This is a genomic window from Paractinoplanes abujensis, from assembly GCF_014204895.1.
GTDB lineage: Bacteria > Actinomycetota > Actinomycetes > Mycobacteriales > Micromonosporaceae > Actinoplanes > Actinoplanes abujensis.
Genome location: NZ_JACHMF010000001.1, coordinates 1,777,698 through 1,804,219 on the forward strand (window position 1 = coordinate 1,777,698; position 26,522 = coordinate 1,804,219).

At 72.1% G+C, this 26,522-nt stretch carries 26 protein-coding genes and 1 pseudogene; 11 read left to right on the forward strand and 16 right to left on the reverse strand.

All coding sequences use genetic code 11. The features are described 5' to 3' along the window. Positions 1 to 2 precede the first annotated feature (2 nt). From BKA14_RS07610 to BKA14_RS07620, 3 genes are all read right to left on the reverse strand, one after another. Entirely contained in the window at positions 3 to 1,619 is a 1,617-nt protein-coding gene (locus BKA14_RS07610; protein WP_184950201.1) for an FAD-binding dehydrogenase, read from the reverse strand. After that, positions 1,616 to 2,533 carry an NAD(P)-dependent oxidoreductase gene (locus BKA14_RS07615; protein ID WP_184950202.1) on the reverse strand — a complete coding sequence of 306 codons (918 nt, stop codon included), beginning with the start codon at positions 2,531 to 2,533 and terminating at the stop codon, positions 1,616 to 1,618. The genes BKA14_RS07610 and BKA14_RS07615 overlap by 4 nt, the downstream gene beginning before the upstream one ends. Before the next feature lie 315 nt (positions 2,534 to 2,848). After that, complete coding sequence (locus BKA14_RS07620) at positions 2,849 to 4,087, reverse strand: MFS transporter (RefSeq protein WP_184950203.1); 1,239 nt, start codon at positions 4,085 to 4,087, stop codon at positions 2,849 to 2,851. Positions 4,088 to 4,183: 96 nt separating this feature from the next. Between BKA14_RS07620 and BKA14_RS07625 the strand changes: the two genes are divergently transcribed. After that, on the forward strand, positions 4,184 to 4,900 hold the full coding sequence (locus tag BKA14_RS07625) for a GntR family transcriptional regulator (RefSeq protein ID WP_184950204.1): 717 nt from the start codon (positions 4,184 to 4,186) through the stop codon (positions 4,898 to 4,900). A gap of 17 nt (positions 4,901 to 4,917) precedes the next feature. Continuing rightward, complete coding sequence (locus BKA14_RS07630; protein WP_184950205.1) at positions 4,918 to 6,000, forward strand: tartrate dehydrogenase; 1,083 nt, start codon at positions 4,918 to 4,920, stop codon at positions 5,998 to 6,000. A gap of 153 nt (positions 6,001 to 6,153) precedes the next feature. On the opposite strand, the pseudogene BKA14_RS45505 reads toward BKA14_RS07630, so the two are convergent. Both BKA14_RS45505 and BKA14_RS07640 read right to left on the reverse strand, forming a co-directional pair. Then, positions 6,154 to 6,636 (reverse strand): annotated as a pseudogene (locus BKA14_RS45505) (DUF998 domain-containing protein); the annotation flags it as partial. After that, positions 6,633 to 7,820 carry a glycosyltransferase gene (locus BKA14_RS07640; protein ID WP_184950206.1) on the reverse strand — a complete coding sequence of 396 codons (1,188 nt, stop codon included), beginning with the start codon at positions 7,818 to 7,820 and terminating at the stop codon, positions 6,633 to 6,635. The gene BKA14_RS07640 and the pseudogene BKA14_RS45505, both read right to left, overlap by 4 nt. 166 nt (positions 7,821 to 7,986) lie before the next feature. Between BKA14_RS07640 and BKA14_RS44940 the strand changes: the two genes are divergently transcribed. Together BKA14_RS44940 and BKA14_RS07650 are read left to right on the forward strand one after the other, a co-directional pair. Then, positions 7,987 to 9,183 (forward strand): sensor histidine kinase, encoded by a 1,197-nt coding sequence (locus BKA14_RS44940; RefSeq protein WP_184950207.1) that lies wholly within the window; start codon positions 7,987 to 7,989, stop codon positions 9,181 to 9,183. Further along, entirely contained in the window at positions 9,180 to 9,836 is a 657-nt protein-coding gene (locus BKA14_RS07650) for a response regulator (protein ID WP_184950208.1), read from the forward strand. Before BKA14_RS44940 ends, BKA14_RS07650 begins: the two co-directional genes overlap by 4 nt. Here the strand turns inward: BKA14_RS07650 and BKA14_RS07655 are convergent. After that, positions 9,817 to 10,365: a hypothetical protein gene (locus BKA14_RS07655; RefSeq protein ID WP_239092407.1), complete on the reverse strand. Its 549-nt coding sequence runs from the start codon at positions 10,363 to 10,365 to the stop codon at positions 9,817 to 9,819. The genes BKA14_RS07650 and BKA14_RS07655 overlap by 20 nt on opposite strands. A gap of 145 nt (positions 10,366 to 10,510) precedes the next feature. Between BKA14_RS07655 and BKA14_RS07660 the strand changes: the two genes are divergently transcribed. Further along, entirely contained in the window at positions 10,511 to 11,314 is an 804-nt protein-coding gene (locus BKA14_RS07660) for a CAP domain-containing protein (protein WP_203721948.1), read from the forward strand. Positions 11,315 to 11,345: 31 nt separating this feature from the next. Here the strand turns inward: BKA14_RS07660 and BKA14_RS07665 are convergent, their stop codons facing one another. The 3 genes from BKA14_RS07665 to BKA14_RS07675 are packed head-to-tail and all read right to left on the reverse strand — an operon-like array spanning position 11,346 to position 15,734. Further along, complete coding sequence (locus BKA14_RS07665; protein WP_184950209.1) at positions 11,346 to 13,550, reverse strand: putative bifunctional diguanylate cyclase/phosphodiesterase; 2,205 nt, start codon at positions 13,548 to 13,550, stop codon at positions 11,346 to 11,348. Positions 13,551 to 13,597: 47 nt separating this feature from the next. Next, on the reverse strand, positions 13,598 to 14,323 hold the full coding sequence (locus BKA14_RS07670) for an esterase family protein (RefSeq protein ID WP_184950210.1): 726 nt from the start codon (positions 14,321 to 14,323) through the stop codon (positions 13,598 to 13,600). Between the two features lie 31 nt (positions 14,324 to 14,354). Further along, the gene (locus BKA14_RS07675) at positions 14,355 to 15,734 is read right to left on the reverse strand and encodes a cellulase family glycosylhydrolase (protein ID WP_184950211.1); all 1,380 of its coding nucleotides are present in this window, start codon (positions 15,732 to 15,734) and stop codon (positions 14,355 to 14,357) included. Positions 15,735 to 15,928: 194 nt separating this feature from the next. Between BKA14_RS07675 and BKA14_RS07680 the strand changes: the two genes are divergently transcribed. Next, entirely contained in the window at positions 15,929 to 16,078 is a 150-nt protein-coding gene (locus tag BKA14_RS07680; protein WP_184950212.1) for a hypothetical protein, read from the forward strand. A gap of 8 nt (positions 16,079 to 16,086) precedes the next feature. On the opposite strand, the gene BKA14_RS07685 is transcribed toward BKA14_RS07680, so the two are convergent. Together BKA14_RS07685 and BKA14_RS07690 are read right to left on the reverse strand one after the other, a co-directional pair. Next, a complete protein-coding gene (locus BKA14_RS07685) occupies positions 16,087 to 16,998 on the reverse strand; it encodes an SIS domain-containing protein (protein ID WP_184950213.1) in 912 nt (303 codons plus the stop codon). A gap of 79 nt (positions 16,999 to 17,077) precedes the next feature. After that, complete coding sequence (locus tag BKA14_RS07690; protein WP_239092406.1) at positions 17,078 to 17,518, reverse strand: MarR family winged helix-turn-helix transcriptional regulator; 441 nt, start codon at positions 17,516 to 17,518, stop codon at positions 17,078 to 17,080. A gap of 71 nt (positions 17,519 to 17,589) precedes the next feature. On the opposite strand from BKA14_RS07690, the gene BKA14_RS07695 reads away from it, so the two are divergent. Further along, the gene (locus tag BKA14_RS07695; protein ID WP_184950214.1) at positions 17,590 to 18,015 is read left to right on the forward strand and encodes a MarR family winged helix-turn-helix transcriptional regulator; all 426 of its coding nucleotides are present in this window, start codon (positions 17,590 to 17,592) and stop codon (positions 18,013 to 18,015) included. Between the two features lie 3 nt (positions 18,016 to 18,018). On the opposite strand, the gene BKA14_RS07700 is transcribed toward BKA14_RS07695, so the two are convergent. Next, positions 18,019 to 18,948: a DUF2332 domain-containing protein gene (locus BKA14_RS07700; RefSeq protein WP_184950215.1), complete on the reverse strand. Its 930-nt coding sequence runs from the start codon at positions 18,946 to 18,948 to the stop codon at positions 18,019 to 18,021. 107 nt (positions 18,949 to 19,055) lie between these two features. Here BKA14_RS07700 and BKA14_RS07705 point away from each other — a divergent pair, with 107 nt between their 5' ends. Further along, entirely contained in the window at positions 19,056 to 19,517 is a 462-nt protein-coding gene (locus BKA14_RS07705; RefSeq protein WP_184950216.1) for a MarR family winged helix-turn-helix transcriptional regulator, read from the forward strand. Between the two features lie 125 nt (positions 19,518 to 19,642). Next, entirely contained in the window at positions 19,643 to 20,272 is a 630-nt protein-coding gene (locus tag BKA14_RS07710) for a hypothetical protein (protein ID WP_184950217.1), read from the forward strand. On the opposite strand, the gene BKA14_RS07715 is transcribed toward BKA14_RS07710, so the two are convergent. Further along, complete coding sequence (locus tag BKA14_RS07715) at positions 20,244 to 21,074, reverse strand: MBL fold metallo-hydrolase (RefSeq protein WP_184950218.1); 831 nt, start codon at positions 21,072 to 21,074, stop codon at positions 20,244 to 20,246. The genes BKA14_RS07710 and BKA14_RS07715 overlap by 29 nt on opposite strands. Positions 21,075 to 21,083: 9 nt before the next feature. Then, positions 21,084 to 22,079, reverse strand: coding sequence for an iron-containing redox enzyme family protein (locus BKA14_RS07720; protein ID WP_184950219.1), 996 nt, complete (start codon positions 22,077 to 22,079; stop codon positions 21,084 to 21,086). A gap of 75 nt (positions 22,080 to 22,154) precedes the next feature. Between BKA14_RS07720 and BKA14_RS07725 the strand changes: the two genes are divergently transcribed. Continuing rightward, the gene (locus BKA14_RS07725; protein ID WP_184950220.1) at positions 22,155 to 22,370 is read left to right on the forward strand and encodes a CDGSH iron-sulfur domain-containing protein; all 216 of its coding nucleotides are present in this window, start codon (positions 22,155 to 22,157) and stop codon (positions 22,368 to 22,370) included. A gap of 65 nt (positions 22,371 to 22,435) precedes the next feature. Beyond that, entirely contained in the window at positions 22,436 to 23,803 is a 1,368-nt protein-coding gene (locus BKA14_RS07730) for a hypothetical protein (protein ID WP_184950221.1), read from the forward strand. Here the strand turns inward: BKA14_RS07730 and BKA14_RS07735 are convergent. Then, on the reverse strand, positions 23,783 to 25,288 hold the full coding sequence (locus BKA14_RS07735) for an AMP-binding protein (RefSeq protein ID WP_184950222.1): 1,506 nt from the start codon (positions 25,286 to 25,288) through the stop codon (positions 23,783 to 23,785). The two genes, BKA14_RS07730 and BKA14_RS07735, sit on opposite strands and share 21 nt — an antisense overlap. Then, entirely contained in the window at positions 25,288 to 26,499 is a 1,212-nt protein-coding gene (locus BKA14_RS07740; protein ID WP_184950223.1) for an acyl-CoA dehydrogenase family protein, read from the reverse strand. The genes BKA14_RS07735 and BKA14_RS07740 overlap by 1 nt, the downstream gene beginning before the upstream one ends. Positions 26,500 to 26,522: the final 23 nt, after the last annotated feature.

Below are 26,522 nucleotides of genomic sequence, written 5' to 3' on the forward strand. Positions count from 1 at the left end.
CCTCAGAGCTGAGCGTTGACGCCGCGCGCGGCCTGGCGGCCGGAGAACAGGCAACCGCCCAGGAACGTGCCTTCCAGCGCGCGGTAGCCGTGCATGCCGCCGCCCCCGAACCCTGCCGCCTCACCCGCGGCGTACAGGCCCGGGACCGGCGCCCCGGCGGCGTCCAGCACCCGCCCGTCCAGGTCGGTGTGCAGGCCGCCCAGCGATTTGCGGGTCAGCACGTGCAGCCGGACGGCGATCAACGGGCCCGCGGCCGGGTCGAGCAGGCGATGGGGTGCGGCCGTACGCATCAGCCGGTCGCCGCGATAGGCCCGGAGCCCGCGGATCGCGGCCAGCTGCAGATCCTTGCCGAAGGCGTTGTCCAGTTCGCGGTCGCGGCCCTCGACCGTGCGGCGGATCGCCACCGGGTCCAGCAGCGGCGCCGGGGTCAGCGCGTTCATGCCCTCGACCAACTCGTCCAGGTCGCCCGCGACCACGAAGTCGGCCCCGTTGTGCTTGAACGCCTCCACCGGCGCGGGCGCCCCGCCGCGGACCCGGCCCAGCACCCGGCGCACGCTGCGGCCGGTCAGGTCGGGGTTCTGCTCCGAGCCGGACAGCGCGAACTCCTTCTCGATGATCCGCTGGGTCAGTACGAACCAGCTGTGGTCGTGCCCGGTGGTCCGCAGATGCGCGAGCGCGCCCAGCGTGTCGAAACCCGGGTAGAGCGGCGCCGGCAGCCGGCGGCCCAGCGCGTCCAGCCACAGCGACGACGGCCCCGGCAGGATCCGGATGCCGTGCCGATCCCAGATCGGGTCCCAGTTCTGGATGCCCTCGACGTAATGCCACATCCGGTCCGGGTTGATCACCGAGCCGCCGGCCGCCGTGGCGATCCCCAGCATCCGGCCGTCCACGTGTGCGGGCACGCCGCTGATCAGGTGGGCCGGGGGCGTGCCGAGACTCGCGGGCCAGTTCTCCCGTACGAGGTCATGGTTGCCCCCGATGCCGCCCGAGGTCACCACCACCGCCTGCGCCTCGATGGTGAAGTCCCCGGTCTCCTCGCGGGAACTCGCCTCACCCCGGGCCACGTCGCTCGGGGCCAGCACCCGCCCGGCCGCACCGGTGACCGTGCCACCGGTCTTGACCAGGGCGTCCACCCGATGCCGGAACAGGATCCGGACGCGCCCCGACGAGACCGCGGCCGCGATGAACGGCTCGAGCACCCCCGGCCCCGTCCCCCACGTGATGTGGAACCGCGGCACCGAGTTGCCGGCCCGCTCGGCCCAGCCCACGATCGGGAAGAGCTTGATGCCCTTCTCCCGCAGCCAGGCCCGTTTCCCGCCGGCCGCCCAGTCCACGTAAGCCTTCGCCCACCGCCGCGGCCACTCGTCCTCGGCCCGGTCGAACCCGGCGTTGTCCTGCCAGTCCTGCCAGGCCAACTCGGGCGAATCCCGGATGCCCATCCGCCGCTGCTCGGGCGACCCGACCAGGAACAGCCCCCCGAACGACCAGAACGCCTGCCCGCCGAGACTCTGCGCGGGTTCCTGCTCGACCAGGATCACCGACCGCCCGGCCGCGGCCAGCTCCGCGGTGGCCACGAGGCCGGCCAGCCCGGCCCCGACCACAACGACATCCGCCTTCATGCGTTCTCCTCGACGTGTTCGTTGATGCGGTGAAGCGGCTTCCCGGCCAGCGCAGCCACCAGTTCGCGCGCGCCGAGCAGACCGGCGTCGCGGCGCGCCTCGGCGGTCTGGCCGGCCATGTGCGAATAGACCGTGATGCCGTCCACGCCGCGCAACGGGCTGTCCGCGGGCAGCGGCTCGACGTCCACGACGTCCAGGGCGGCCCCCGCGATCTGCCCCGACCGGACGGCCGCCACCAGCGCCGCCGAGTCGACGATGGGGCCGCGCGCGGTGTTGATCAGGTGGGCCGACGGTTTCATCGTGGCCAAGGCGGCAGCATCGATCAGGTGGCGTGTTCGTTCATTGAGCGCCGTGTGCACGGACACGAAGTCGGATTCGCGCAGCACCGTGTCCAGGTCGCCGTCCACGACGGTCATCCCGAACGCCTCGGCCAGCGGGCGCACCCGTTGCGCCACCGCGCCCCGCCCGATGATGCCCAGGGTCTTGCCGCGCAGCTCGAACCCGTCGCGCCGCGGCCAGCCCCCGGCGGCGACGCCCGCGGCCATGCCCACCAGGTCCCGCGCCTGCGCGAGCAGGAGCGCGATCGTGTACTCGGCCACCGCGTTGGCGTTGATGCCGGGCAGATTGCTCACGCTGATGCCCAGCTTGCCGGCGGCCGCGACGTCCACCGAGTCATAACCCACGCCCGTACGCACGACCGCGCGCAACGAACGCGCACGCTCGAGCACCTGAGCGCTCAACGGCTCGTTTGCGATCAGTGCCCCCTCGACCCCGTCCAGCAAAGCCACGAGCTCGCCCGCGCTGCGCGAGCCGCGCAAGGGGGAGTGGCGCGTGGTGAAGCCCAGCCCGGTCAGGTAGACATCCACCTCGTCCCCCGGCGACAAGTAGTCGGTCGTGATCAGAATGGTCGGCATCGGACCCCTTCGTTCAGTCGGAAGCATCAAGGCGCCGGATGACTGCGCCCGGTGCTGCGTGGGCCAGTGCTCACTCAAGCCCGCGTGACACCTGCTCATTCGTGCGCAGGGACTGCGCATGTTGCGTGCAGGTGTTCGTTCGGCTCCGCCCGGACGAGGCCATCAGGCCGGCCCCGCGCCCACCGGCCCGGCTGGCCCCTGACCGACCACGCCGGAGAGCGGCCGAGGCCGCGCAAGCGGGTCGCGGGAACGAGGGGCCGGCTGCGGATCCCGGGGCGGATCGGCGGGTGCAGCGCATGGGGTGGCGGAGGGCGGTCATTTGAGGATCGGGGTGGTGGCCCGGCGCTGGAGGCGGCCCAGCCGGGCCACCACGAGGATGGCCAGGGCGGCCAGGACGGCGATGTGCAGCAGCATGAGCTTCCAGCCGGTCAGGTCGACCAGGCCGCCGACGAGGGCCGGCCCGCCGAAACCGCCCAGGTACCACGTGACGGCGTACAGGCCGGTGTACGTGCCGAGTACCTGGCTGGAGGGGGCCAGGTTCCACAGGGCCACGGCGGCGTTGATCAGGAAGCCGGCGGCGCCCACGGCGGCTACGCAGAAGACGATGACGGTGGCGGTGGCGGTCTGCACCACGGCGCCGGCGGCCATGGCGGCGGCGAAGACCGCCATACCCAGGGCCATCGTCTTGAGGCGGCCGTAGCGTTCGGCCAGTAAGGCGGCGGGGTAGGCGGCCGCCACGTAGGCGATGCCGCTGGGCAGGGTCAGGCCGCCTGCCTCGCCGCGGGTCAAACCCAGAGCTTCCATGCCGTACGGGGTGATCAGGGACCGCGAGGCGAACCAGGCGCCGCCGAAGAGCATGACGGTGAGCAGCAGGAGCAGGCGGCGGCGGTCGGGGTCGGTCAGGAGGTCGGTGACGACCGAGCGGAACGGGACGCGGGGGGCTTCGGCGGCGTCGCGGTAGCCGGGGGATTCGTTGTCGCGCACCTTCCCCACGACGACGGCCGTGACGAGCAGCAGGATCACTGACGGGACGGCGAACGCCGCGTGGGGGTGGTCGTCCACCAGGAGCAGGCTGATCAGGGAGGCGACGATGATGGTCAGCGCGGCCGCGATCTTGACGATGGCATTGGCCCGGCTGCGGCGCGCGGGCGGGATGAAGTCGGGGACCAGCGACTCCGCCAGGGGGCGCATGGTGTTGGCGACCAGCGCGTAGCCGACCATCACGGCGATCAGCACGGCGGCCGACGTGGTCCAGGGCAGGAACACGAACAGCACTGCCGCCACCGGCATGCCCACGGCGAGGTACGGGATGCGGCGGCCCCAGCGGGTGCGGGTGTTGTCGGACCGGTTGCCGATCCAGGGCTGGATGAAGATCCCGAGCAGGTTGTCCATGCCCATCAGCGCGCCGACCAGGGCCGCGCTGGCGACGTGTTCGCGCAGCAGGACGGGCACCTGGTTGTCGTAGAAGTTCCAGGTCGACTCCTGCGCGAACAGCGTCAGGGCGATGAAGAAGGTGATTTTGCGGTAGGAGGGGTGCAGTGGTGTTTCGGTCATGTCGCCTCCCTGTGTCCGCCGTCACGCTATTTTGCTATAGCAAAAGAGTCAACAGTGGCATCGGCGTTTCCAAACAGCATGCGTTACAGTGCCGACATGCCGAGCGAAGAAACCGAGACGCTCGCCGATCAGGCGTACCGTCATGTCCGCACCGCCATCGCCAGCGGCGAGCTCGCCCCGGGGCAGAAGGTCACCGAGCGCGGCATGGCCGAGCGCCTCGCGATCAGCCCCACCCCGGTCCGTGAGGCTCTGCGCCGACTCGAGCTGGACGGGCTGATCGAGCGCATCGGCCCCCGTACGGTGCTGGTCGCCGCGATCCGCGACGCCGCCATCGACGACTTGGCCGAGGTCGAGGTCGGCCTGCGCGGCCTGGTCGCCCGGTTCGCCGCCCGGCACGCCACCGCGGCTCAGCTCGACGCGCTCGACACCGTCCTGGACCGCGCCGACGACCTGCTGATCCTGGCCAAGGAGCGGCGCCGGCAGGGCCAGCCGGCCGACCGGCACCTGGCCGATCTGCTTGACACCATGCAGGAGTTCAACGACACCGTGAACGCCTGCGCGCACAACCCGGTGCTCGTGCGCATGCTCGAACAGAGCCGCGTCTTCAGCCGCCCCCACCGCCGCGAGCTCGTGCTGCGCAAGGTGGCCGAGGACGACACGTTCGGCCTGGAGAGGTACACCAGCCACCGCGCCCTGGTCCGCGCCCTGCGCGCCGGTGACTCCGCGACCGCCGAACGTCTCGCGCTCGAAGACGCGCAGGGCGGGCTCGCCGCGCTCAGAGAGACGCCGAGGGCAGGCGGGGACACGCCGTGAGCAAGCAGGGAGGCGGAGTGACCGCACATCGCATCGCCGTCGTTCCCGGTGACGGCATCGGCCTCGAGGTCGTGCCGGCCGGGGTCGACGCCCTCCGCGCGACCGCCGACCGGTTCGGCCTCACGCTCGAGTTCGACGTCTTCGACTTCGCCAGCGCCGCGCACTGGCAGCGCCACGGCACGATGCTGCCGCCCGACTGGGAGGAGACCCTGCGCCGGTACGACGCCATCTACTTCGGCGCCGTCGGCTGGCCCGAGGTGGTGCCCGACCACATCTCGCTGTGGGGCAGCCTGTTGCAGATCCGCCGCACCTTCGACCAGTACGTCAACCTGCGCCCGTGCCGGCTCATGCCCGGTGTCCGCAGCCCTCTCGCGGGTCGCGAGCCGGGCGACATCGACTTCGTCGTCGTGCGCGAGAACACCGAGGGCGAGTACTCAAGCATCGGCGGCCGCATCTTCGAGGGCACCGACCGGGAGACCGTGCTGCATGAGACGGTGATGACCCGCGTCGGCGTCGACCGGGTGCTGCGGTTCGCCTTCGAGCAGGCCGCCCGCCGCCCCGAGCAGCATCTGACCTCGGCCACCAAGAGCAACGGCATCTCGATCTCCATGCCGTACTGGGACGAGCGCGTGGCCGCGATGAAGGAGCAGTTCCCCGCCGTACGGGTGGACAAGTTCCACATCGACGCCCTGGCCGCGCAGTTCGTGCTGCACCCGGAGCGGTTCGACGTCGTGGTGGCCAGCAACCTGTTCGGCGACATCCTGTCCGATCTGGGCCCGGCCTGCACCGGCACGCTCGGCATCGCCCCGAGCGCCAACATCAACCCTGATCGCGCCCATCCCAGCCTGTTCGAGCCGGTGCACGGTTCCGCCCCCGACATCGCGGGCCGGGGCATCGCCAACCCGGTCGGCCAGATCTGGTGCGGCTCGATGATGCTCGACCACCTGGGCCACCCCGAGGCGGCCGCGCATCTGCTGGGAGCCGTCGAGGACGTGCTGGCGCTGGGCCCGGCCGAGGCCCCGCTCACCCCCGACCTGCATGGCAAGGGCACCACGGCCGAGCTGGGCGAGGCGATCACCACCCGCGTCCGCGAGCGCTGAGCCGCCGCGCGGGGCGAGCGCTGAGCCGCCGGCAGTGGCGAGCGCGGAGCCGCCGGAGTGCGACGAGGCCTCGGCCACCACCCCGATCGACAGCCCCACCACCACCAGGATCAGCGCGAGCAGGATCCGCTCGAAGAGCCCCCCGTACGGCAACAGCCCCGTGAGGTGCGAGGCCCCGAACGCGAGGCCGGCCGCCACCGTGGCCAGCCCCGCGGTGCGCAGGCGCCGGGCCCGGGGCGTCGGGGCCAGCCGGGCCAGCAGCAGCGCGACCACCGGGGGCAGGATCGCCATGACGGCGGCGCTGTAGCGGTGCACGACGGCCGGGACATCGGGTTCGGTGCCGGGCAGGTTCGTCGGGAAGAACGCCACCAGCACCAGCGCCACGCTCCACACCGACAACAGCGCGGTCAGCACCCAAGTACGGGGCAGGGCCCGCCGGGTGCCCGCCAGCAACCCGAGCCCGGCCGTGGCCAGCCCGCACGTCGCCACCGTGAGCAGGAACGCCCCCGGTCCGGTGCGGATCGCATTGCTGACCATCTCGTGCAACGGGTCCACGTCGCCGATGACCAGCAGGCCGGCCCCGGCGACGGCGGACACCGCCAGGGCCGGCCGTGCGACGCCGAGCCCGCCGCTCACACCGCGACCATTTCCCCGGCGGGCGCCGGACGGATCGCGTACAGCTGCTCGAACGCCGCCACCGTGCGCACCTCGTCGTGCTGTTCGGCCACGGCCCGGGCCCGGCGTCCCAGACGTGCAGCCAGCCCGGGGTCGCCCAGCAGCCGGACCAGCCGATCGGCCAGCGCGTCGTCGTCGCCGGGCGGGAACAGGTAGCCGGTCTCGTCGTTCAGCACCAGGTGCGGCAGGGCCGCGGCGTCGGCCCCCACCACCGGGCGGCCGCTGGCCATGGCCTCCAGGGTGACCAGGCTCTGCAGCTCGGCGGTGCCCGCGTTGACGAAGACCGTCGTGGCCGCGTACGCGGACGGAAGGTCCGCATCGGCGACGAAGCCGGTGAACGTCACGTGCTCGCTGACGCCACGCTCGGCGGCCAGCAGGGTGAGCGCACGCCGTTCGGCGCCCGCCCCGACGATCAGCAGGTGCGCGTCGAGGCCGCGGCGCACGGCGGCGAAGGCGCGGATCACGACGTCGAGGTTCTTCTCGGCGTCGAGGCGTCCCACGTACGTGACGGTGGGTTTGTCCGGGACGCCGTAGCGCAGCCGGAACTCGCCCGCCGTGGCCTGCTCGCGGAACCGGTTCAGGTCGATGCCGTTGGACAGCGGGAGCACCGGGCCGGGCACGCCGGCCACCGTGGCCAAAGCGGCCGCGTACGGGGTGGGGGCGGTGACGACGTCGGCCCGGGTGAACACGCGGGCCGCGTCGCGCCACGCCCACTCGTGCACCGCGGTCCGGCCGCCGCGGCCGATCGGCAGGTAGTGCGTCAGGTTCTCGGGCATGAAGTGGTTGGTCGCGATGACCAGGACCCCCCGCTCGCCGGCGGCGTCGATCAGCGCCCGGCACAGCGGGAAGTGGCTCTGCACGTGCACCACGTCCGGCTTGACCTCGTCGAGGATGCGCCGGGCCGCGGCCCGCAACCCGACCGGCGGGCAGAACCGGAAGCCGGGGTGGCCGGGCACCGCCAGCGACCGGACCCGGTGCTCGACGATGCCCTCGCGGGTCATGCCGGTGAAGCTGCGCGACCGCGTCGACGGCGCGGCGACGTGCACCTCGTGCCGGGCGCTGAGGGCCACGGCCAGGCGCTGGGCGAAGTACGACGCCCCGTTGACGTGGGGCGCGTAGGTGTCGGCGCCGATGAGGATGCGCATGGTGTGCTGCCTTCCGTCAGGTGGTTCTCCGTTGCCGAGAACGATCCGGGGCAGGTCCCTCACGTGGCGTCCGTCCGCGGAGCGGTTCGCTGTAGCTCCGTGGTAGGGGGTGGGATGGCTCGCGGGCGGGACGCCACTGGCAAGATCACATAGGTACGGTCGCGGTGTGGACGTGACGCGGGCGGAACCGGTGCGGCGGGTGTGGGTGCTCGTCGTGGGCGCCGTCGCCGGTTTCCTGCTGGTCGTCACGTCGCTGCTGATGACGTCGATCTACGACGTGCCGTTGCTGGTCTCGTACGCCGCGGCCACCGCCCAGTGCGTGGCCCTGCCGCTCGCCCTGCGCCAGACCTGGCCCGCCCTCACGCTGCAGCTGGCCGGCGTCGGTTTGTTCGCCTGGGTGCAGCCGCCCGGCACCGGGCTGTGGCCGCTGCCGCTGCCGGTGATGCTGCTGCTGATCGCGCACATCGCCGTGATCGGCGTGACCCGGCCCTGGCGCGACGCCGTGCTGGCCTGGTGGGCCAGTGCGCTGAGCTGCATCGCGCTGACGCTGGCCGACCCCCGCGGCCGCGAGCTCGAGGACGGCGATGCCTCCTTGACCCTGTACGCCACCACGTCGGTGCTGGTGGTCTTCGGCATGATCGCGTGGAGCCAGCGCGAGGCCGCGCGCCGCCAGCTGGCCGAGGCGCAGCGCGACGTCGAGCTCGAGCAGGCTCAGCGGGCTCTCGTCGAGGAGCGCAACCGGATCGCCCGCGAGCTGCACGACGTGGTCGCGCACAGCATGTCGGTCATCCACATGCAGGCCACCTCGGCGGCGTACCGGATCGAGAACCTGGATCAGGAGTCGCGCGAGGAGTTCGGCCGGATCGCCGCGGGCACCCGTGGTGCGCTGCGCGAGATGCGGCAGCTGCTGGCCCTGCTGCGCGACGAGGACGCCGAACGGGAACTGCGCCCGATGCCCGACCTGGAACACCTCGAAGCGCTGGCCGGCTCGGCCCGGCGCGGGGGCGTCCCGGTCGAGCTCGACGTGGCGGGCGACCTGAGATCGGTGGACCTGCCCGATACGGTGGGACTGGCTGCGTACCGGATCGTGCAGGAGTCCCTGAGCAATGTCGTGCGGCACGCCCCGGGAGCGCCGGCCCGGGTGACCGTGACGGTCGGCGACGGCACGCTCAAGGTCGTGGTCGAGAACGACCTGCCCACCCAGGTGCCGCGGCCGATCGAGGACGGTCACGCGCCCGGCCACGGCCTGGTCGGCATGCGGGAGCGGGCCCGGCTGGCCGGCGGCTCGGTGACGACCGGCGCGCGTCCCGAAGGCGGCTACCTGGTGGTCGCCCAGTTCCCCCTCGAGGAAGGCACGTCATGATCCGGGTTCTCGTCGTCGACGACCAGCCGATGATCCGCGCGGGGATCCACGCGATCCTCGACTCGCAGCCCGACCTGTCGGTGGTCGGCGAGGCCGAGAACGGGCGGGTGGCGGTCGAGCGCACCCGTAGCCTGCGGCCCGACGTGGTGCTGATGGACGTGCGCATGCCCGAGCTGGACGGGCTGGCCGCGACCCGCGAGATCCTCGGCGCGGGCGGCGCCACCCCCAAGGTGCTGATGCTGACCACGTTCGACATCGACGACTACGTCTACGAGGCGTTGCGGTCGGGCGCCAGCGGGTTCCTGCTCAAGGACAGCGAACCCGAGGAGCTGATGCGCGCCGTACGGGTCGTGGCCGACAGTGAGGCCCTGCTGTCCCCGCGGATCACCCGCCGCCTGATCGAGAACTTCGTGGACACCCAGCCCACCGCCCCCTCGACCGCGCTCAACGCGCTGACCGACCGGGAACGCGAGGTGCTGCGGCACGTGGCGATGGGCATGTCCAACGCCGAGATCGCCAAGGAGCTGTTCATCGCCGAGCAGACCATCAAGACCCACGTGAGCCGGATCCTGCACAAGCTCAAGCTGCGCGACCGGGTGCACGCGGTGGTCTTCGGCTACGAGAACGGCCTGGTCAGCCCGGGCCGCCGTTGACCGGCTGGGCGATGCAGTGGGCGTCGGCCCGGTCGACCACCATGTCCTCGGGCGACGGGTAGCGCCGGTGCAGTGCCGCCAAGGCGTGCTCGTACGCCAGCGGGCTGTACGGCGTGTCCCGCATGCGCGTCACCGACGCCCGCACGGCCGCCGCGAACTCCTCCGGCCAGCGCACCCGGTGCAGCGCCTTGACGATGTTGGTGTCCCGGTCGACCAGCACGATCTGCACCACCGCGTCGTCGTCGACGCTGGGCAGGCCCTCGTCCGGCTCGAACAGATGCGGGGTGTAGGTGGCCTCGGACCACGACAGCACCGGGCCCAGCCGATAGAGCAGCACGCCCGCGTGCTCACTGTCGACCCACGCGAACTGTGTCGGCGCGGCCGTGACGGCCTGCACCTCCAGTTCGTGCGGCCTGCTCAGGAAGAGCATCAGCTGCACGGGCTCACCGGCGAACATGGTCAGCGCGGCCCCTTCGGGCCACGCCACCTCCGGATCGAGCTGGCTGCCCACCTCGACGATCAAGTGCACGTGGTCAGACTATCCGCGAACCGGGCATTCGGGGCGCTGTTGGCGAGGGCATCGATCTTTAAGTTTTCCTCAGAAAAGGTGCGGTCCGGGGCAGGGAAGAGCAGAGTTCCTCGCGGCGTTCCCACCGGCGCGCTGATTTCGATCGATGAGGACCCCACCCTTGCGTACGCGTCACCGCAGGCCTGTCCGTACCCGCTCGCTTGTTCTGGCCACCGTTGCCCTCGGTGTGCTCGGGGCGGGTGCCGCCGGGATCGCCTCGGCCCAGACCACCAAGAGCAGCCCCCACCGGCCCCAGGCGGCCCCCACCCGTTCGGTGGACCCGGCGGCGGCTCTGGGCCGGGCGACCCGGCTGGCCGACGGCTACGAACAGCAGGCGCGCCGCACCCGGCCGACCCGCACCCCGACGACGGCGCCGCCCACCACCACCGCGCCGAAGCCGACGCCGACGCCGACCGTGGTCCCCACGACCGCGGTGCCGCCGACGACCGCCCCGCCGGCGACCGTGGCCCCGACGACCCCACCGGCCGGTGACTCCGTGATCGAGCAGGCGCTGGCCCACATCAACGCCGCCCGCAGCGCGAGCAACCTGACCCCGTACGTGCTGGACGCCGGCCTGACCCGGGCGGCCGTGGCGCACACCGCGCTCATGGCCGGCGGCTGCGGCCTCTCGCACCAGTGCCCGGGCGAGGCCGGACTGGGCGAGCGCTTCACCGCGGCCGGCGTCAACTGGAGGTCGGCCGGGGAGAACGTCGGGCAGGGCAACGCCTCGAACAACGCGGCCTCGATCCTGGCCGCCGCGAACGGGCTGACCGACCTGATGCTGGCCGAGACGCCACCCAACGACGGCCACCGCAAGAACCTGCTCAACCCGGGCTTCACCCGGATCGGGCTGGCCGTCACCCGCGGCGCCGACGGCCGGGTCTGGCTGACCCACGACTTCGCGAACTGAGGGCGCGGCCCGGGCGCGGCCCGCGCCGGTTTCAGGGCTGCGCGAACTGAGGCCGGAGCGCGGCTGCGGGCGCAGGGCGGCCGATGTGGTAGCCCTGCGCCTGGTCGCAGCCCCACTCGCGCAGCGTGTGCAGGGTCTGCGCGTCCTCCACGCCCTCGGCCACCACCGTGATGCCCAGGTTGTGCGCGAGGTCGATGGTCGAGCGCACGATGGCCGCCGACCGGGGCGCGGTCAGCATGTCGGCGATGAACGACCGATCCAGCTTGAGCTCGGCCGCGGTGTGCAGCCGCCGCAGGTACGACAGGGTCGAGTGGTGGGTGCCGTAGTCGTCGATCGACACCCGGACGCCCATCGAGGTGAGCCGGTCGAGCACCCGGTCGGTGGTGGCCCAGTCGCTCAGCATCATCGTCTCGGTGATCTCGATGGTGAGCGCCTTGGCCGGCAGCCCGTGCTCGTCCAGCAGGTCCAGGATCTGCTGCGGGAAGCACTCGAACCGCAGGTCGGTGGCTGACGCGTTGACCGCGACGGAGACCCGGCGGCCCTCGGCGTGCCAGCGGGCGCACTCGCGGATCGCCTGCGTCAGCACGTTGTGGGTGAGCGCCGACATCAGGCCGTTCTGCTCGGCCACGGGCAGGAAGACGTCGGGCATGAGCAGCCCCCGCTCGGCGTGCTGCCAGCGCACCAGCGCCTCGAAACCCCTGACCGTCCCCGTGCGCAGGTCGAGCTTGGGCTGGTAGTGCAGGATCATCGCCGCGGTGGTGACGTCGCGGCGGAGCGCGGTGGTCAGTTCGAGGCGCAGCCGCGACTCCTGGTCGTCGTTGCGCTGATAGACGACGTGCCCGCCGCCGGCCCGCTTGGCGTTGTACATGGCGATGTCGGCGTGCTGGAACAGCGAGTCCGCGTCCTCCCCGACCTCGTGCGCGATGCCGATGCTGACGTCGATGGTGATCTGCACGCCGTCGATCAGGAACGGCTTGAGCAGCTCGGCCCGGATCCGGCCGGCCAGCCGGGTGGCCTCGTCCGGGGTCAGGGTCTCGCTCGACATGACCAGCACGAACTCGTCGCCGCCGAGCCGGCCCAGCAGGTCGGTGTGCCGGGTCACCTGCTGGAGCCGGGCCGAGGCGAGCTGCAGCAACTGGTCGCCCGCGGGATGCCCGTACGAGTCGTTGACCTCCTTGAACTTGTCGAGGTCGAGCAGGAGCACGGCGATCGGGCGGCGCGCCGTACGGGCAAGCAGTTGATCGATGTATTCGTGCACCGCCCGGCGGTTGGCCAGCCCGGTCAGCGGGTCCCGGCGGGCCTCGCTGTGCCGTTCCCGGCCGACCGACTCGAGCTCGCGCAACGCCACGAAGACACGCGCCACGACCAGCACGAGCGTCATCCCGGCCAGGGCCACGGTGACCGCCGACAGCCGGACGCGGGTGGCCACGGTCAGCAGCACCAGCGCGCCGACCGCGAACGAGATCGGCACGGCCATCCGAGGCGCCGCGGCTCGTACGGGGGCCGAGGTGCCGGCCCCGTTCCACGCGGCCATGCCGATCAGCGTGAGCCCGGCCAGGTAGAGCACGTTGACGGGCCCGCCGGAGGTGTAAAGGCCCTGGGCCGAGAGCACCACGTAGCCGGTGTCGGCCAGCACGAACAGGGCGATGCCGGCGATCAGCGCCGGATTGCGCCGTGCGGCCGCCTGCCCCGCCGTCACCTGGCAGACCAGGGTGCCCAGCAGCAACGAATCGCCGAGCGGGTAACTCAGCGTCACGACTTGGGCCAGTCCCTGCCCGCTGGAGCTGCCGAGCAGGACGTCGACCACCACGACCGAGAACAGCGCGGCGCCGCCCAGCCCGGCGATCGCCCCGTCCAGCACGAGCCGTCGCGACGGCCACCGGCGGCCGAAGAACCCGAGGATCCCGCAGTACGCGAGGGGGTAGAAGCTCAGCCAGGCCAGATCGGCCGGCGACGGGTAGGGCAGTTGGCCGCCCCGCCACTGCACCGCCCACGTGTACGCCGTGCCGGCCGAGTAGCAGCACAACCCGGCCCCGATCAGCGCCCAGGCGACGCGGTGCGACCGCACGAGGATCGCGCGCGCGACCACGAGGCCGGTCGCGCTCAGGTAGACGCCGTTGAGCGTCACGGCGGACATCCACAGCGGCTCGCCCGTGAGCATGTGCGTGCCCGCGAAGAGCACGGTGAGAACGATCGCGGCTCCCGAGATCACCCGAGGTGCCGCCCCGATCCGCATGCCAGCCTTGTCGGCCGGATCCGGCGATTCCTGAGCAGCGCTGAGTTTCAGCAGAAGCGAGGAAGGTGCTTGATCAGCTGGGCCCGCCAGGAGGGCCAGTCGTGCGGCGTGTCCACGCCCCACATGTCGAGTTCGTGCGGGATACCCTTGTCGCGCAGCAGCCGGGCCAGGTGCGGGGTGGAGGCCAGCGCGCCGGTGGTGTCCTCCCAGCGGCCCTGGCCGCAGACCAGCAGGATCGACAACTGTGCGCGCAGCCAGTCGAGGTGGTCGCCGTGCAGGTGCGCCACGTAGTCGGTGGGGTTGTTGAAGTAGACGGCGTTGCCCCGTTCGCCCCACGCGTTCCACGTGCCGGGGTCGTAGTTGCCCGAGAAGCACAGCGCCAGCGGGAAGAGGTCGGCGCGGCGGAACGCGACGTTGAGCGCGTGGTAGGCGCCGAGCGAGCAGCCGGCCGTCGCGATCTCGGCCTCGTGGCCGCTGTCCTCGCGGATGTGCGGCACGACCCGGTCGAGGATCCAGGACTCGTACGCCTCGTGGTTGCGCGCCCGTTCCTCCAGCGGCAGGTGGTGGGCCGACCAGGTGCCCGCGTCGAACGAGTCGACGCAGTACAGCTTCACCCGGCCGGCCTCGATCAGGCTGTCGACCTCGGCCACCATCCCGTTCCGGGCCCACTCCCAGGCGTCACCCTTCTCGGTGGGGAAGACCAGCAGCGGCCTTCCCCAATGCCCGTAGACGGCGACAGTTCCGTGGTCGAGGTGAACCGAGTAGTGGCGCATGAACGATCAGTCTGCCGTCATCCGGGTCCGTTCAGAAGTCGTCGGGGGTGCGGATCCGGTCGCGGATCCAGACCCCGGCCTCCTTCAGCCGGGCCGTGCCCGAGTAGGCGCCTGCGTTGCAGGTGCCCGGGGTGAAGACGGCGCCGGTGCGCATGTCGTCGGAGTAGTTCCAGTTGACCCAGCTGACCTTGTGCTGCTGCATGAGGTCGAGGTAGCGCTGGGCCATGGCGAAGTTGTTGCCGCCGTCGCCGGACGCCTGCTGGGTGCCGAACTCGGTCACGAACATCGGCAGCTTGGCGATCGCGTCCCGGAACGTGTTCAGGTAGTAGTCGTCGTGCGAGGCCGCGTAGAAGTGGAACGTGTACATGATGTTCGCGGCGTTGACCGGGGCGGCCTGGATGCGGGCCACGCCCTGACCGTCGCCCGAGGCGCCCAGCGACGACCAGTCCTCGGTACCGACCAGCACCACGCCGTCCGGGTCCTGCGCGCGGATGACCGGGATGATCTGGTCCGCGTACGACTTGATGGCCGACCAGGGGACGTCGCTGGGCTCGTTGGCGATCTCGTACAGGATGTTGGTCTTGTCCTTGTGCCGCGCGGCCACGGCGGTGAAGAACGTCCGGGCCCGGGCCAGGTTGTAGTTGGGGTCGCCCGGCGAGAGCATGTGCCAGTCGACGATCGCGTACAGGCCGCGGGCGGTGGCCTTCTCGATCAGGTCGTTGACCTTGGCGGTGTAGCCGGCCGGATCGGTCTCGTAGCCGCCCTCCTGGATGTACATCGAGATCCGCAGGACGTCGGCGTTCCACTCGCCGGCCAGCACGTTCAACGAGGCGTCGTTGACGCAGTTCGCGTACCACTGCAGGCCGTGGGTGCTCATGCCGCGCAGCTGGACGGCCTTGCCCTGCGCGTTGCAGAGCTGCCGGCCGCACACCCTGAGCAGGCCGTTCTTGGCGGCCGGGGTCGTGCCGGCCGGGGGCGCTGTGGTGGTGGGGGGTGTGGTCGGCGGGGTCACCGTTCCAGTACACGCCACGCCGTTGAGCAGACACCCCGCCGGGGCGCCCGAGCCTGTGCCGACGAAGCCGAACTTCACCGACTGGCCGCCCGCGATGCGGCCGTTGTACTCGCGGTTGGTGAACGTGTAACGCTGCCCGCTCGTGGTGAGCAGCGCGTCCCAGTACGAGCCGACGCTCGTGCCGGGCGGCATCGTGAACTCGAGTTTCCAACCGGTCAGGGCGGCGCCGGCGCCGTTCGTGATCGTGAATTCGCCCTGCCAGCCCGATCCCCAGTCGGAGACCTTGGCGAACGTGGCGGTGGTGGCGGCGGCGCCGGCCGGGCTGACGCCGTAGAGGGCCAGGCCCGCGGCAACGACCGCGGTGGCGGCGGACAGGAACAGTTTGCGGGAGCGGCGCATTGACGTCCTCCACTGGGGATATCGGGGGAGGACGATTATTAGTTAGTTTTACTATCCGTGTCCAGTGTTGATGGCCATCAATGTGGCCGGGATTCGGAAGGGCAGGTTGATCAGCAGGCGGAGCGGCATCGCGGCGGGCAGATCACAGCGGCCGAGGGCGACGACGGCGACGCCGCCGCCTACCGATGCATGGCGTGCAACGGCTCCTTGGCCGCGAAGTCGTGGCCGCGCTGGAAGGCACGTTCGCCCCGACCCGAGCGGCTTTCGAGCACATCCGTACGGTGGGGGAGTCCGACGCCGGGCCGCGTTCGACCTGGGGCGTGACCACGAACGGACCGAGGTGATCGCCCGGTTAGTCCGGCCACAACTCCGAATCGGCCCACGCACCCGTGATGGCGACGTCGGCGTCCTGGCCGCGCAGCCGGGCGAAGCGCAGGGCCAGCCGCTGCAGCCGTACGGTCATCGGGATCTGGTCCAGCAGCGGCGACCCGGTCTCGACCGTGCTGGTCCACGTGGTCACCGCCATCCGTTCGAGCCGGGCGGCGTGCCGGAGACCGCTGGTGAGCTCGTCCGGTTGCAGGACGAGCAGGGTGTCAGCCGGCGTGTAGGGAACGGCGCCGCCGTGCAGCAACCGATCGGGATCGAAGCCCTCGCACAGGATCCGCGCCCCCTCGCGGATCTTCAGCGCCCCCTCCCGGGCCGTCACCGACCACGACCCGGGCCCGACGATCGCCATCGCCCGGGCCGGCATCGGAACGTCGTCGTCCTCCGGCTCCAAGGCCGCGGCGACCGCCCGGATCGACGCCGTCGTGGCCCCGGCCAGCCCGGCCAGCACGACGAGCGCGGTTGTGTAACTGACCGTGTAGGTCTCCGAGACCTCGGCCACCGGCGTCCGTACGGCCTCCGGCCAGTCCACCTCGGGTCCGGTGATCGACACCAGGGGGACGCCGGCCTCCAGGAGCAGGGCACGACTGCGCCGCGCGTACGCGGTGTGACCGGTGTGAGTGATCACGACGGCCGCGTCACCGTCGCGCAGCAACTCCCGGTCGAACGCGTTGGCTGCGATCCACCGGGCGTCGATGCCCTTGCGGGTCAGTTCCGCGGCCCCCAGTTCCGCCGCGTGCAGGCTCGTGCCCGTGCCGATCAGCCAGACCCGCCGCGCCCCGGCCAGCCGTGCTCGCGCCTCCACGGCCGCCTCCGACGCGGCCAGCTGCGCGATCGCCCCGGACTGAGCGGCGATCATCCGCTCGAGCTGCGCAGTCACGGGATCGCCGGCGCGGACGGGGCCGGCATCGAGTTGTTCACGTCGTCACGGTACGGCTTGCCGCGCCCGGAAGGGAGCCTCAAGACGCTGGTGGGTCCAGCATGAGCGTCAGCAACCGGGACAGCTGTTCCCGCTGCTCCGGGCTGAGCGGGGCGAACACCTCGTCGTCGACTGCGGCCAGGATCGTGTCGAGGTGGTGCAGCTGGTGGCGGCCGGTCGGAGTGAGCTCGATCAGGTTGCGGCGGCGGTCGGCCGGGTCTGGGGCGCGGGAGACCTGCTCGCGCTCGGTGAGCTCGGTGATGACGGCGACCAGGTCGCTGCGGTAGATGCCGGTGCGGTCGCTGAGCTGGGCCTGGCTGGCCGGGCCGGACTCGTCGAGCGCGGCCAGGACCGCGTAGTGCCATTTGCGGGCACCGGCCCGGGCCAGTTCCTCGTTGACCCGGCGGTCCGAGCGCACCGCGGCCATCGACAGCAGCCGGGTGCGCAGCGTGCGCAGGCGCTCGGCCCCGATGTTCTCCACCTCGGCACCCTACCACTTGCGTTAGTCGGACTAACTATTTAGCGTTAGTGCCACTAATGATGAGGAGAGACATGACCACGATCCCGTTCGGGCCGCAGCTCATCGGCCGCACCGAGAAGGCCCTCAACGCCCTGCTCGACCGCGAACTGGCCGGCACCGGCCTGACCGAGCCGCAATGGGTCACCCTGACCCTGACCGTGCTGGCCGAGGGGACGCTCTCGCCGGCCGCGCTGGCCGTCCGCGTCGCCGAGGCCTTGCGGGTGGCCGAGCCGGTGGCCCGCGAGCATCTCGTCGCCCTGGCCGCGGCCGGCCTTGTCGTCACCACCGCCGGCCTCACGGTGGCGCCGACCGATCGCGGCCTCGAGGTGTGGCGGTCGGTGCGGGCCGCCACAAGCCGCATCACCGACTCGCTGTGGGGCGACCTGCCCGCTCCCGACCGGGAGACGGCGGCCCGGGTGCTCAACGTCGTGCTGACCCGGGCCGGCGCAGCCCTCTAGCACCTAGAACCAGGACATGCTGCGGCCGTGTCCCTCGGTCCAGGCCAAGGGGCGGCCGTCCAGGCTCAGCACGTTCTTGTGCAGGCCGTCGGCGGGGCGGCCGGGGTGACCGGTGACCTCCGGGTCCTCGGCGGCCAGCCAGTGGCCGGGCAGGGTCACGGTCAGCGCGATGAACGCCGCGCGGCGGTCGGCCGGCACCTGATAGAGCACCGACGTGTGAAAGACGACCAGCGTGGCGTCGGCGGGGGCCTCGGCGGCCAGGGCGGGCAGGTCGTCGACGAGGTCGCCGCGGACCAGCCGGGGTGGGTCGGCCGCGGCGATCTCGGCGGCGGCCCGCAGCCGGTCGCGGCGGTGGTCGTGCTCGGGCCAGATCAGGGCCTCCAGCCACGCCCGGTCGTCCGCATCGGTGATGTCGAGCGGGTTGAGATCCAGGCCGGCCCGCCAGGTGACCGTCGGCAGCGCGGTGGGCGGCGTACGGCCGGTGAGGTGGCACGGGAGCACCGGGCCCGAGGTGCCGAGCCGGACGCCGTCGTAGTCGTACGAGTAGCGGTCCAGGTAGAGGTTGAGACCGGCCGACGCGCCCACTTCGAGCAGGGCCAGGGGCTGCGGAAGCTCGGCCAGCACGGGCAGCAGCAGCGCGGAGCGGCCGATCTCGTTGGTCTGGGTGGCCCGGCGGCGCAGTTCGGTTGCGACAGCCGCCCAGCGCGTGACGACGTACGAGCGGAACGCCGGGTGGTTCTCGACCGGGCCGCCCAGCAGGCGCACGACGGCGAGCAGCAGGTTGGGCTGGCGTTTGGGCTCGGGCACCGTGTCGAGCAGGGCGAGCAGTTCGTCGTCGCGGGCGATCTCGCGGGTGAGGCGCTCGTAGGTGGGGGAGCTGCCCCGGGCCTGACGGTCGGCGAAGTCGACGTACCAATCGGCGGTGGTGGTCATCCGGGCATGATCGCACCAGGGGCAAAGTGCCCACCGGGCAAAGTTGCTCACTGAGAAGATTTCATGGATGCTTGAGCCACCCAACCGCCGGATAAGGGCAGGCATCGATGGAAGACGTTCTGGCGGCCCAGCTCCTGGAGCTGTCCCAGGTCGTCCGCAAGGCGCGGCAGCAGTGGCTGCGAGAGCGGCCCGACGTGCCGATCGGCACGGTCAGCATCCTCAAGCTGATCGACGAGATCGGCACGGGCGACGACCGTTGCTGCCACGCCAAGGATCTGGCCGGGCGCTCCGGGCTCGACCCGTCCACGGTCAGCCGGGCGGTCGCCGCCGCGGTCGGGCAGGGCCTGGTCGAACGCCGCACCGACAGCTCCGACCGGCGGGCCTCGGCGCTGGCGCTGACCCCGGCCGGGCGTGACCTGCTCGCCGCGGCCCGCGCCTGGTTCGGCACCCTGCTCGGCCACGCCCTCGCCGAGTGGGAACCGCTCGAGGTGCAGCGGCTCAGCCTGGGACTCGGCACCTTCATCGTCGCGCTCGCGGGCGCACTCGAACCACAGGAAGCCGCGCGATGAGCCCGCGACGAGTACGCCGATCACCGGTCAGCGAGTTCGAACGCTGGGTGGCCGGCAGTGTCCTGGCGTCGTGACCCGGGTCTGGCCGAGCAGCGCGAAACGGTGACGCGGGCACACTGGTCATCGTGATCGTCGTGGTGACCGGTCCGAGTGCCGCCGGGAAGACCACGTGGTGCCGGCGTCACCATGCCGACCATCTGGTACCCGAAGACGCGGCGGTCGTCGACGAAGCGGCCGGCGCGGACGACCAGGCGGCGTACTGGTGCGAGGTGAACTGCCGGCGATGGCAGGCCGCGACCGAGCGCGAGCGCGCCTCGGGCCTGGCCGTCTGTGACGACGATCCGATGAAGTTGCACTACACGTGGTCCCTGCTCCGGATCGGCGAGGCGGACCCGGCGGCCTGGGAACGCGAGCTCGTGGCGAACCGGGCCGCGATCGCGAGCGGCCGCCTCGGCTTCGCCGACCTGGTGCTGGTGTCGCTGCCGCCGGCGGGTGAACTGCGGGCCCGGCGGGACGCCGACCGGACCCGGCGTCGTCGCAACTTCGAGCTGCACGCCCGCTTGGCCGAGCCTCTGCGCGAGTGGTATCAGGCGTGGGAGCGCGTGTCCCCGGGCCGAGTGCGGTGGAGCCTGCCGCCGGACGGTCTGCCCGCCGGACGGCCCGCGCCCCGCGCCGGCCGATACGACCCGGCGACGCTCGATGCGCTTGTTGCGGCGCTGCCGCCGGTCAGCCGGTCGGGTTGTGGGGGTGGCTGATGCCGGTCACACCGGGGCGCAGGGGCAGGTCGATGGTGCCGCCGCGTTCGATCGGGGTGATGCCGGTCAGGCCCTGCCGCTCGGCTCGGGTCGTGAAGTCGGACAGCGGGGACTTCATGACCTTGTAGTCGTCGTAGTGGATCGGGATCGTCAGGGCCGGCCGGATCAGGTGGGCCAGGTCGGTGCCCTGCCGGCCGTCCATGGTCAGCAGCAGCCCGGCCAGCCGGGTGCCGCCGAGGTGGATGAGCATGGCGTCGATCTCACCGAACCGGCGCGGGATCTCCGCCAGCATGTCGTCGAGCAGGGTGTCGCCGGTGATGTAGAGGCGGGTGGCCGGGCGGCCGTCCACTTCGAGGTCGACGACCGACCCCATCACGTCGGGCAGCAGGCTGCTGACCACGCCCGGACCGTGCCGGCCGGGCACCGCCGTCACCCGCAGGCGCTGGCGGTCGCGCGTCCATTCGTGACATTCCCAGGGCGGCAGGCCGCGCGGGGCCAGGTACCGTTTGCGGCGCAGTTTGCGGGCGGCCTGCGGGGTCGTGAGGATCGGCAGGGCCGGCTCCACCCACCGGCGGGCCGCGCTGTCGAAGTGGTCGCCGTGCAGGTGCGACAGCACGACGGCGTCGACCTTCACCCCGCTCAGCACGTCCAGGGCGGGATCCCGTACGCGTTTGGTCCACGCCCCGTAGCCCAGGTACACGCGGCTGCCCGCCGGCCCGAAAGCGGGGTCGGTGAGCAGCGTGAAATGGCCCAGCCGGAGCAGGGTGGTGGCGTTGCCGACGAACGTGACACTGGCTTGCATCGCGAGTGACTACCCCGCCAGCCCGGCCGCAATCGTCGAACCACGCAGCGAGGACCGGCCCTGCTCGAACGCGTCCAGCACGCCGGTGGCCCACCACGCGTCCACGGCCAGCGCGCACCGGGCCCCGAAGAGCACGTCGCCCGCGAGGGCGGGTTCGGCAGTCGCGAACGACCCGCACATGTCGTGCGCGGCGATCTGCTCGTGCACCGCGTCCGCCTCCACGTGCTCGTCGTAGAACGCGGTCGCGTCGGCGTCACCGCCGAGCCGGCGCAAGCCGTTCCCGTACGCCCGGTTGGGCAGCGACGAGGTCATCTCGTAGGCGGCCAGGTGCCCGAGGATCGCGCCGCGGCGGGCCCGGTGCAGCCCGAACAACGACATCACGTTGTTGACGGCCAGTGTCCGCGCCCCCACCGTGTCGACGTAGGCCCCGTACGTCAGGTCGAGGTCGAACCACCGCATGGTCTGCTTGAACAGTTCCTGGTGCATCCGCGGCTCGCTGCCACCGCCGTACTCGTCGGCCTGGATCTCGACGAGGGCCGCCTTGGCCCGCCCGCCCAGCCGGGGAATGGCGAACGTGTGCGGGTCGGCTTCGCGCAGGTGGTAGATCGAGCGGTGGGTCACGAACTCCTGGAACTGCTCGTGGGTGGCCCGCCCGCGCAGGTATTTCGACAGCGCCGGACCGTCGTCGGCCTCGACGATCTCGGCCAGCCGGGCCGGCACCGACGCCGGGTCCACGCCCGTCTCGGGCGGCCCCACCCACTCGCACAGGTCGTGCAGGAACCGCTGCTCGGCGGCCGCGCGCAGGCGCAGCATGCCCGGGTCCCACTCCCAGCGGTCGTCGACGCCGTCCCAGCCGCGGTAGGCCAGCTCGTAGCAGACGAACAGGGTCAGGTGCAGATCTTCGTCGCCGTCGAAGCGGGCGAACGCCGGAAGCTTGGCGGCCCGGCCGCCCAGCACGTCGATGAGCGCGGCGGAGACCCGGCCGCGGGCCGCTGGAAGGTGCATGGCAGCGCGATTTCCCCACCGCCCGCTCGGTAAACGATCTGTTTCGACCGCAGCTCACCGGGCATTCGCGCGGTCATGTCCTCGACGATCGTTCCCTATCCCGACGGTCCGCTCATCGTGCGCGGCGACTTCGAGCTGCAGACCCCCGACGGCGAGCCGATCGACCCCGGCCGCGGCACCATCGCGCTGTGCCGGTGCGGCAAGTCGGCCACCAAGCCGTTCTGTGACGGCACCCACAAGGTTGTCCGTTTCCACGCCGAGGCGGGCCGCGAGACACCCGCCCCACGGTGACGCAACTTGTTTGATTCCGGCCTCTTCGGGTAGGCGGGCGCGGCCTATCCGAGGGAGCTGCGCTGGTGACGACGTACGAGACCCGGCCCGGGACGCGTGGGGACCTGCCCGCCGGAAGCGTGTTCTGCGCCGAGAGTCTCAGCCGTACCCTGCTCGCCGGTGTCTCCGGCGCGCCCGGTGACTGGGCCCGCCGGGTGCCGCTGCTGGGCCGTCACGGCCGGCTGCCCGCCGAGCGCCGCCGGCAGGAGCTCGCGCGGGAGGCGTACGCGGAAGCGGTTCCTCACGAGGCCGCCGCCGGGCTCGACGTGGAGGCGATCGCGGAGTGGATCGTCGGGCACTACCGGGCCTCCACCTACCCCTCGGTACTGCTCGGTTCGCCGCACGGGGCCGCCGCCCACCTGGCCGTCGCGCTCGGGGCGGCCTGGCTGCCGACCAGCATCCCGGTCACGGTGACCTGGCCCGGTGGTTCGGCCGGCAACTGGCCGGGCGCGCTGGCCTGGGGGGCCGGTCTGGCCGCGGCCATCAACGACCGGAACCCGTCGATCACCGTGCGGCAGGTGCACGACCCGATGTCCGACGGCCCGCTCTGCGGCACCACCGTTCGGCTGCATCTGCGCTGGCACATGCTGCCCGCGGCGTACGAGAAGTTCTTGCGCACCCGGATCGCGCCCGGCGGCTGCACCTTGCTGCTGCGCGATCTGCGGGCGTGGCCGGTCGTCTCGGTGTCGCGCCGGTACGCCTTCCAGATCGGCAGCCCCGTCAGCGGCGTGCGACCCGCGGATTACTGCGCCGATAACTGGGAGTTCCGGCACATGCTGGACGAGCTGGGCGCGTTGTCGTGGGTGGCGCCGGATCCGGCCACCCCGCCCCGCTACGCCGAGCGTTCCGGCGAGCCCGTCCTCGGTGTCGAGCTCGGCCGGATCGGCCGCGCCGCGCACCGGGTGCTCTACGCGCGGCCCGAGATGCTCAGCGCGGGTGTCGCCGACCTGCTGCGCAAGTGGCGTCACCAGGGCCGCGACAGCTGCGTCGTGGAGTGCGGGCGACTGCTCGACCCGTGGCAGGCGCGGGCCGCGGGCCTGGTCCCGTACTGGTGCGAGTCGGCGTCGAGCGGCGCGGTCGAGGCGGCCGAATGGTGGCTGGGCGGCAGTCCCGCGTTCGACAGCGTCACCGTGCTGCCCGGCCCGCCCGGCTTCGTGGGCGACAGAGTGGCCCCGCTCGCCCAGTGGCGCTCGCTGGTCTCGTTCGGGCGTGAGCGCGGCTCCGTGGACCGGCTCGCGGCCGGTCGCTATCCGGGGTTGCCGCTGGCCACCCACCATGCGACGCGCATGCTGGCCGGCGCGGGCGAGCGACCTCCGCCGCCACCCATGACCATGACGTACGCCCTGAGCCGGCTGCACCAGACCGGGGGCGCGTCAGGCCTGCTGGTCCGGTAGCAGCCGCTTGAGGATCTTGCCGGTGGCGTTGCGGGGCAGTTCGGGCAGGAACACGACGTCGCGGGGCACCGAGAACCGGGCCAGCTCGTTGCGCACGTGGTCGCGGACGGCCTCGGCGGTCAGCCCGGCCCCGTCGTGCAGCACGACATAGGCCGCCAGGCGCTGCCCGTACTGGTCGTCGGGCACCCCGATCACGGCCACCTCGCGCACCTCGGGCCGGGCGGCCAGCACGTCCTCGACCTCGGAGGGGAACACGTTCTCGCCGCCGGAGACGATCATGTCGTCCTGGCGGCCGTCGACGAACACCCGGCCCGCCTCGTCCACGTGGCCGAGGTCGCCGGTGGCCAGCAGCCCCCTGTGCAGTTCGCGCGGGCCGCCGCCGGTGTAGCCCTCGAAGAGCATCTCGTTGCCCACGAACAGCCGCCCCGGCGTGCCCCGCGGCACCGGCCGGCCGTGCTCGTCGAGCGCCTCGACGATCGTGCCGTGCGGCGGGCGACCGGCTGTGCTGGGCGCGGCCCGCAGGTCGGCCGGGGTGGCGATCGAGGCCCAGGACGCCTCGGTCGAGCCGTACAGGTTGTAGACCACCTCGCCGTAGCGGTCCATGAACCGGGTGGCCAGGCCGCCCGGAAGCGCCGATCCGCTGACCGCGGCGATCCGCAGCGGCACCTCGCGCGCGGGCTCCTCCATGATCCGTTGCAGCATCACCGGGACCGCGATCATGGCCGCGCACTCGTGGGTGGCGAGCGTCTCGAGCGCGTCCGCGGGCTCGAACCGCGGGCGCAGCACGGCCGTGGCGCGCAGGGCCAGCGCCATCTGCAGGCCGGCGAAGCCCCACGCGTGGAACAGCGGCGCCGCGATGAACATGCGGATTCCCGCGGTCAGCGGAATGCGGTCGATGATGGAGCACAGCGGGCGGAAGCCGCCGGGCGTCGGCCGTTGCGCGCCCTTCGGCACCCCGGTCGTCCCCGAGGTCAGAATGATCGTGCGTCCGGGCTTTCCCGGCGGCCTGCTCAGCGGCTCTCCGTATCCGATGTGCTGGAGATGGGCGGACGGTACGCCGGGTGGCGGGTCGAACTCGGGATCGTGCAGGAGAAGACGCAACTGTTGGTGCCGGGTGACGGCCGCCAGCTGGCCGGGGGACAGGCCGGTGTTCATCAGCACCGGATCGGCTCCCAGCGTGGCCACGCCGATCAGCGCCTCCACCATCGCCGTCGAGTTGCGCCCGAGAATCCCGACGCGGTCGCCGGGCGCCACCGGCAGGGCCCCGGCCAGTCGCGACGTGCGGTCAAGCAGTTCGGAGTACGTGGTGGGGCCGTCCGCGTCGATCAGCGCGACCCGGGCCGGCGATCGCGCCGCGGCCTGCCGCAGCTCGCCGGCCAGCCCGAACTTCCACGTGTGCAGGGCCGCGAACTGCCGCGCGACGCGGTGCGGCGGCCCGGGAGCGAGAAGTCCGCGCCGCGCCATCGTCCGCGCCACAAAGAGCATCAGCGGATCTGCCTCCCGGTGATGGCGCGCGAGATGACGAGACGCTGGATCTCCGACGTGCCCTCGAAAATCGTGTAGATCTTGGCGTCCCGGAACATCCGCTCGACCGGGTGCTCGCGCAGGTAGCCCGCGCCGCCCAGGATCTGCACGGCCTTCTCGGTCACGGCCACGGCGACCTCACCCGCCTTGAGCTTCGACATCGAGCCCTCGCCGGCCGCGAACGGGCGGTCGTTACGCCCCATCCAGGCCGCCCGCCACACCAGCAGCCGCGCCGCGTCGATCTCCATCCGCATGTCGGCCAGCGCGAACGCGATCGCCTGGTTCTCCACGATGGGCCGGCCGAACTGCACGCGGTTCTGCGCGTATTCGAGCGCGTATTCGTAGGCGCCGCGTGCGATGCCGAGCGCCTGCGCGCCGACCGCCGGGCGGGACAGCTCGAACGTGCGCATCGAGGCCGACCCGGCAGCGCGCTTGCCCTCGCGGGCCCGGGCCAGGCGCTCGTCCAGCTTCTCCCGGCCGCCGAGCAGGCAGCTGCCGGGCACCCGGACGTCGTCCAGGAACACGTCGGCGGTGTGCGAGGCACGCAGTCCCAGCTTCTTGAGCTTCCTCGTGCCCACCAGCCCGGGCGTGCCGGGCGGCACGACGAAGGCGGCCTGCCCGCGCGAGCCCAGCGCCGGCTCGACCGACGCCGTGACGACGTGCACGTCGGCGATGCCGCCGTTGGTGGCGTACGCCTTCTGCCCGTTGAGGACCCACTCGTCCTTGGCCTCGTCGTAGACGGCCCGGGTGCGCATCGCGCCGACGTCCGAGCCGGCCTCGGGCTCGGTCGAGCAGAACGCACCGACCTTGGGCTCGGCCTCGTCGCCGAAGCACTGCGGCACCCACTCGACGAGCTGCTCGGGGGTGCCCGACCCGTAGATCGCGGCCACCGCCAGAGACGTGCCGGACAATGCCATGCCGATGCCGCCGTCGCCCCAGAACAGTTCCTCGTTGGCGATCGGCAGCGACAGGCCGGTCGCGTCGGACCACGTGTTGATCAGGAACTCGAACCCGTACAGGCCGATCTTGGCCGCCTCCTGGAGGACCGGCCAGGGTGTCTCCTCGCGCTCGTCCCACTCGGCGGCGGCGGGCCGGATCACGCCCTCGGCGAAGCCGTGCACCCAGTCGCGGAGCTCGGTCTGCTCCTCGTTCAGGTCGAGCCAGAACTCCATGCGAACACCCTCCGCGCAAAGTT

What these genes read in the sequence shown, in the direction of transcription:
- BKA14_RS07610 (WP_184950201.1), bottom strand. Translation starts at nt 1,619, where the DNA reads ATGAAGGCGGATGTCGTTGTGGTCGGGGCCGGGCTGGCCGGCCTCGTG.
- BKA14_RS07615 (WP_184950202.1), bottom strand. Translation starts at nt 2,533, where the DNA reads ATGCCGACCATTCTGATCACGACCGACTACTTGTCGCCGGGGGACGAG.
- BKA14_RS07620 (WP_184950203.1), bottom strand. Translation starts at nt 4,087, where the DNA reads ATGACCGAAACACCACTGCACCCCTCCTACCGCAAAATCACCTTCTTC.
- BKA14_RS07625 (WP_184950204.1), top strand. Translation starts at nt 4,184, where the DNA reads ATGCCGAGCGAAGAAACCGAGACGCTCGCCGATCAGGCGTACCGTCAT.
- BKA14_RS07640 (WP_184950206.1), bottom strand. Translation starts at nt 7,820, where the DNA reads ATGCGCATCCTCATCGGCGCCGACACCTACGCGCCCCACGTCAACGGG.
- BKA14_RS07650 (WP_184950208.1), top strand. Translation starts at nt 9,180, where the DNA reads ATGATCCGGGTTCTCGTCGTCGACGACCAGCCGATGATCCGCGCGGGG.
- BKA14_RS07660 (WP_203721948.1), top strand. Translation starts at nt 10,511, where the DNA reads ATGAGGACCCCACCCTTGCGTACGCGTCACCGCAGGCCTGTCCGTACC.
- BKA14_RS07665 (WP_184950209.1), bottom strand. Translation starts at nt 13,550, where the DNA reads ATGCGGATCGGGGCGGCACCTCGGGTGATCTCGGGAGCCGCGATCGTT.
- BKA14_RS07670 (WP_184950210.1), bottom strand. Translation starts at nt 14,323, where the DNA reads ATGCGCCACTACTCGGTTCACCTCGACCACGGAACTGTCGCCGTCTAC.
- BKA14_RS07675 (WP_184950211.1), bottom strand. Translation starts at nt 15,734, where the DNA reads ATGCGCCGCTCCCGCAAACTGTTCCTGTCCGCCGCCACCGCGGTCGTT.
- BKA14_RS07695 (WP_184950214.1), top strand. Translation starts at nt 17,590, where the DNA reads ATGACCACGATCCCGTTCGGGCCGCAGCTCATCGGCCGCACCGAGAAG.
- BKA14_RS07700 (WP_184950215.1), bottom strand. Translation starts at nt 18,948, where the DNA reads ATGACCACCACCGCCGATTGGTACGTCGACTTCGCCGACCGTCAGGCC.
- BKA14_RS07705 (WP_184950216.1), top strand. Translation starts at nt 19,056, where the DNA reads ATGGAAGACGTTCTGGCGGCCCAGCTCCTGGAGCTGTCCCAGGTCGTC.
- BKA14_RS07715 (WP_184950218.1), bottom strand. Translation starts at nt 21,074, where the DNA reads ATGCAAGCCAGTGTCACGTTCGTCGGCAACGCCACCACCCTGCTCCGG.
- BKA14_RS07720 (WP_184950219.1), bottom strand. Translation starts at nt 22,079, where the DNA reads ATGCACCTTCCAGCGGCCCGCGGCCGGGTCTCCGCCGCGCTCATCGAC.
- BKA14_RS07725 (WP_184950220.1), top strand. Translation starts at nt 22,155, where the DNA reads ATGTCCTCGACGATCGTTCCCTATCCCGACGGTCCGCTCATCGTGCGC.
- BKA14_RS07735 (WP_184950222.1), bottom strand. Translation starts at nt 25,288, where the DNA reads ATGCTCTTTGTGGCGCGGACGATGGCGCGGCGCGGACTTCTCGCTCCC.
- BKA14_RS07740 (WP_184950223.1), bottom strand. Translation starts at nt 26,499, where the DNA reads ATGGAGTTCTGGCTCGACCTGAACGAGGAGCAGACCGAGCTCCGCGAC.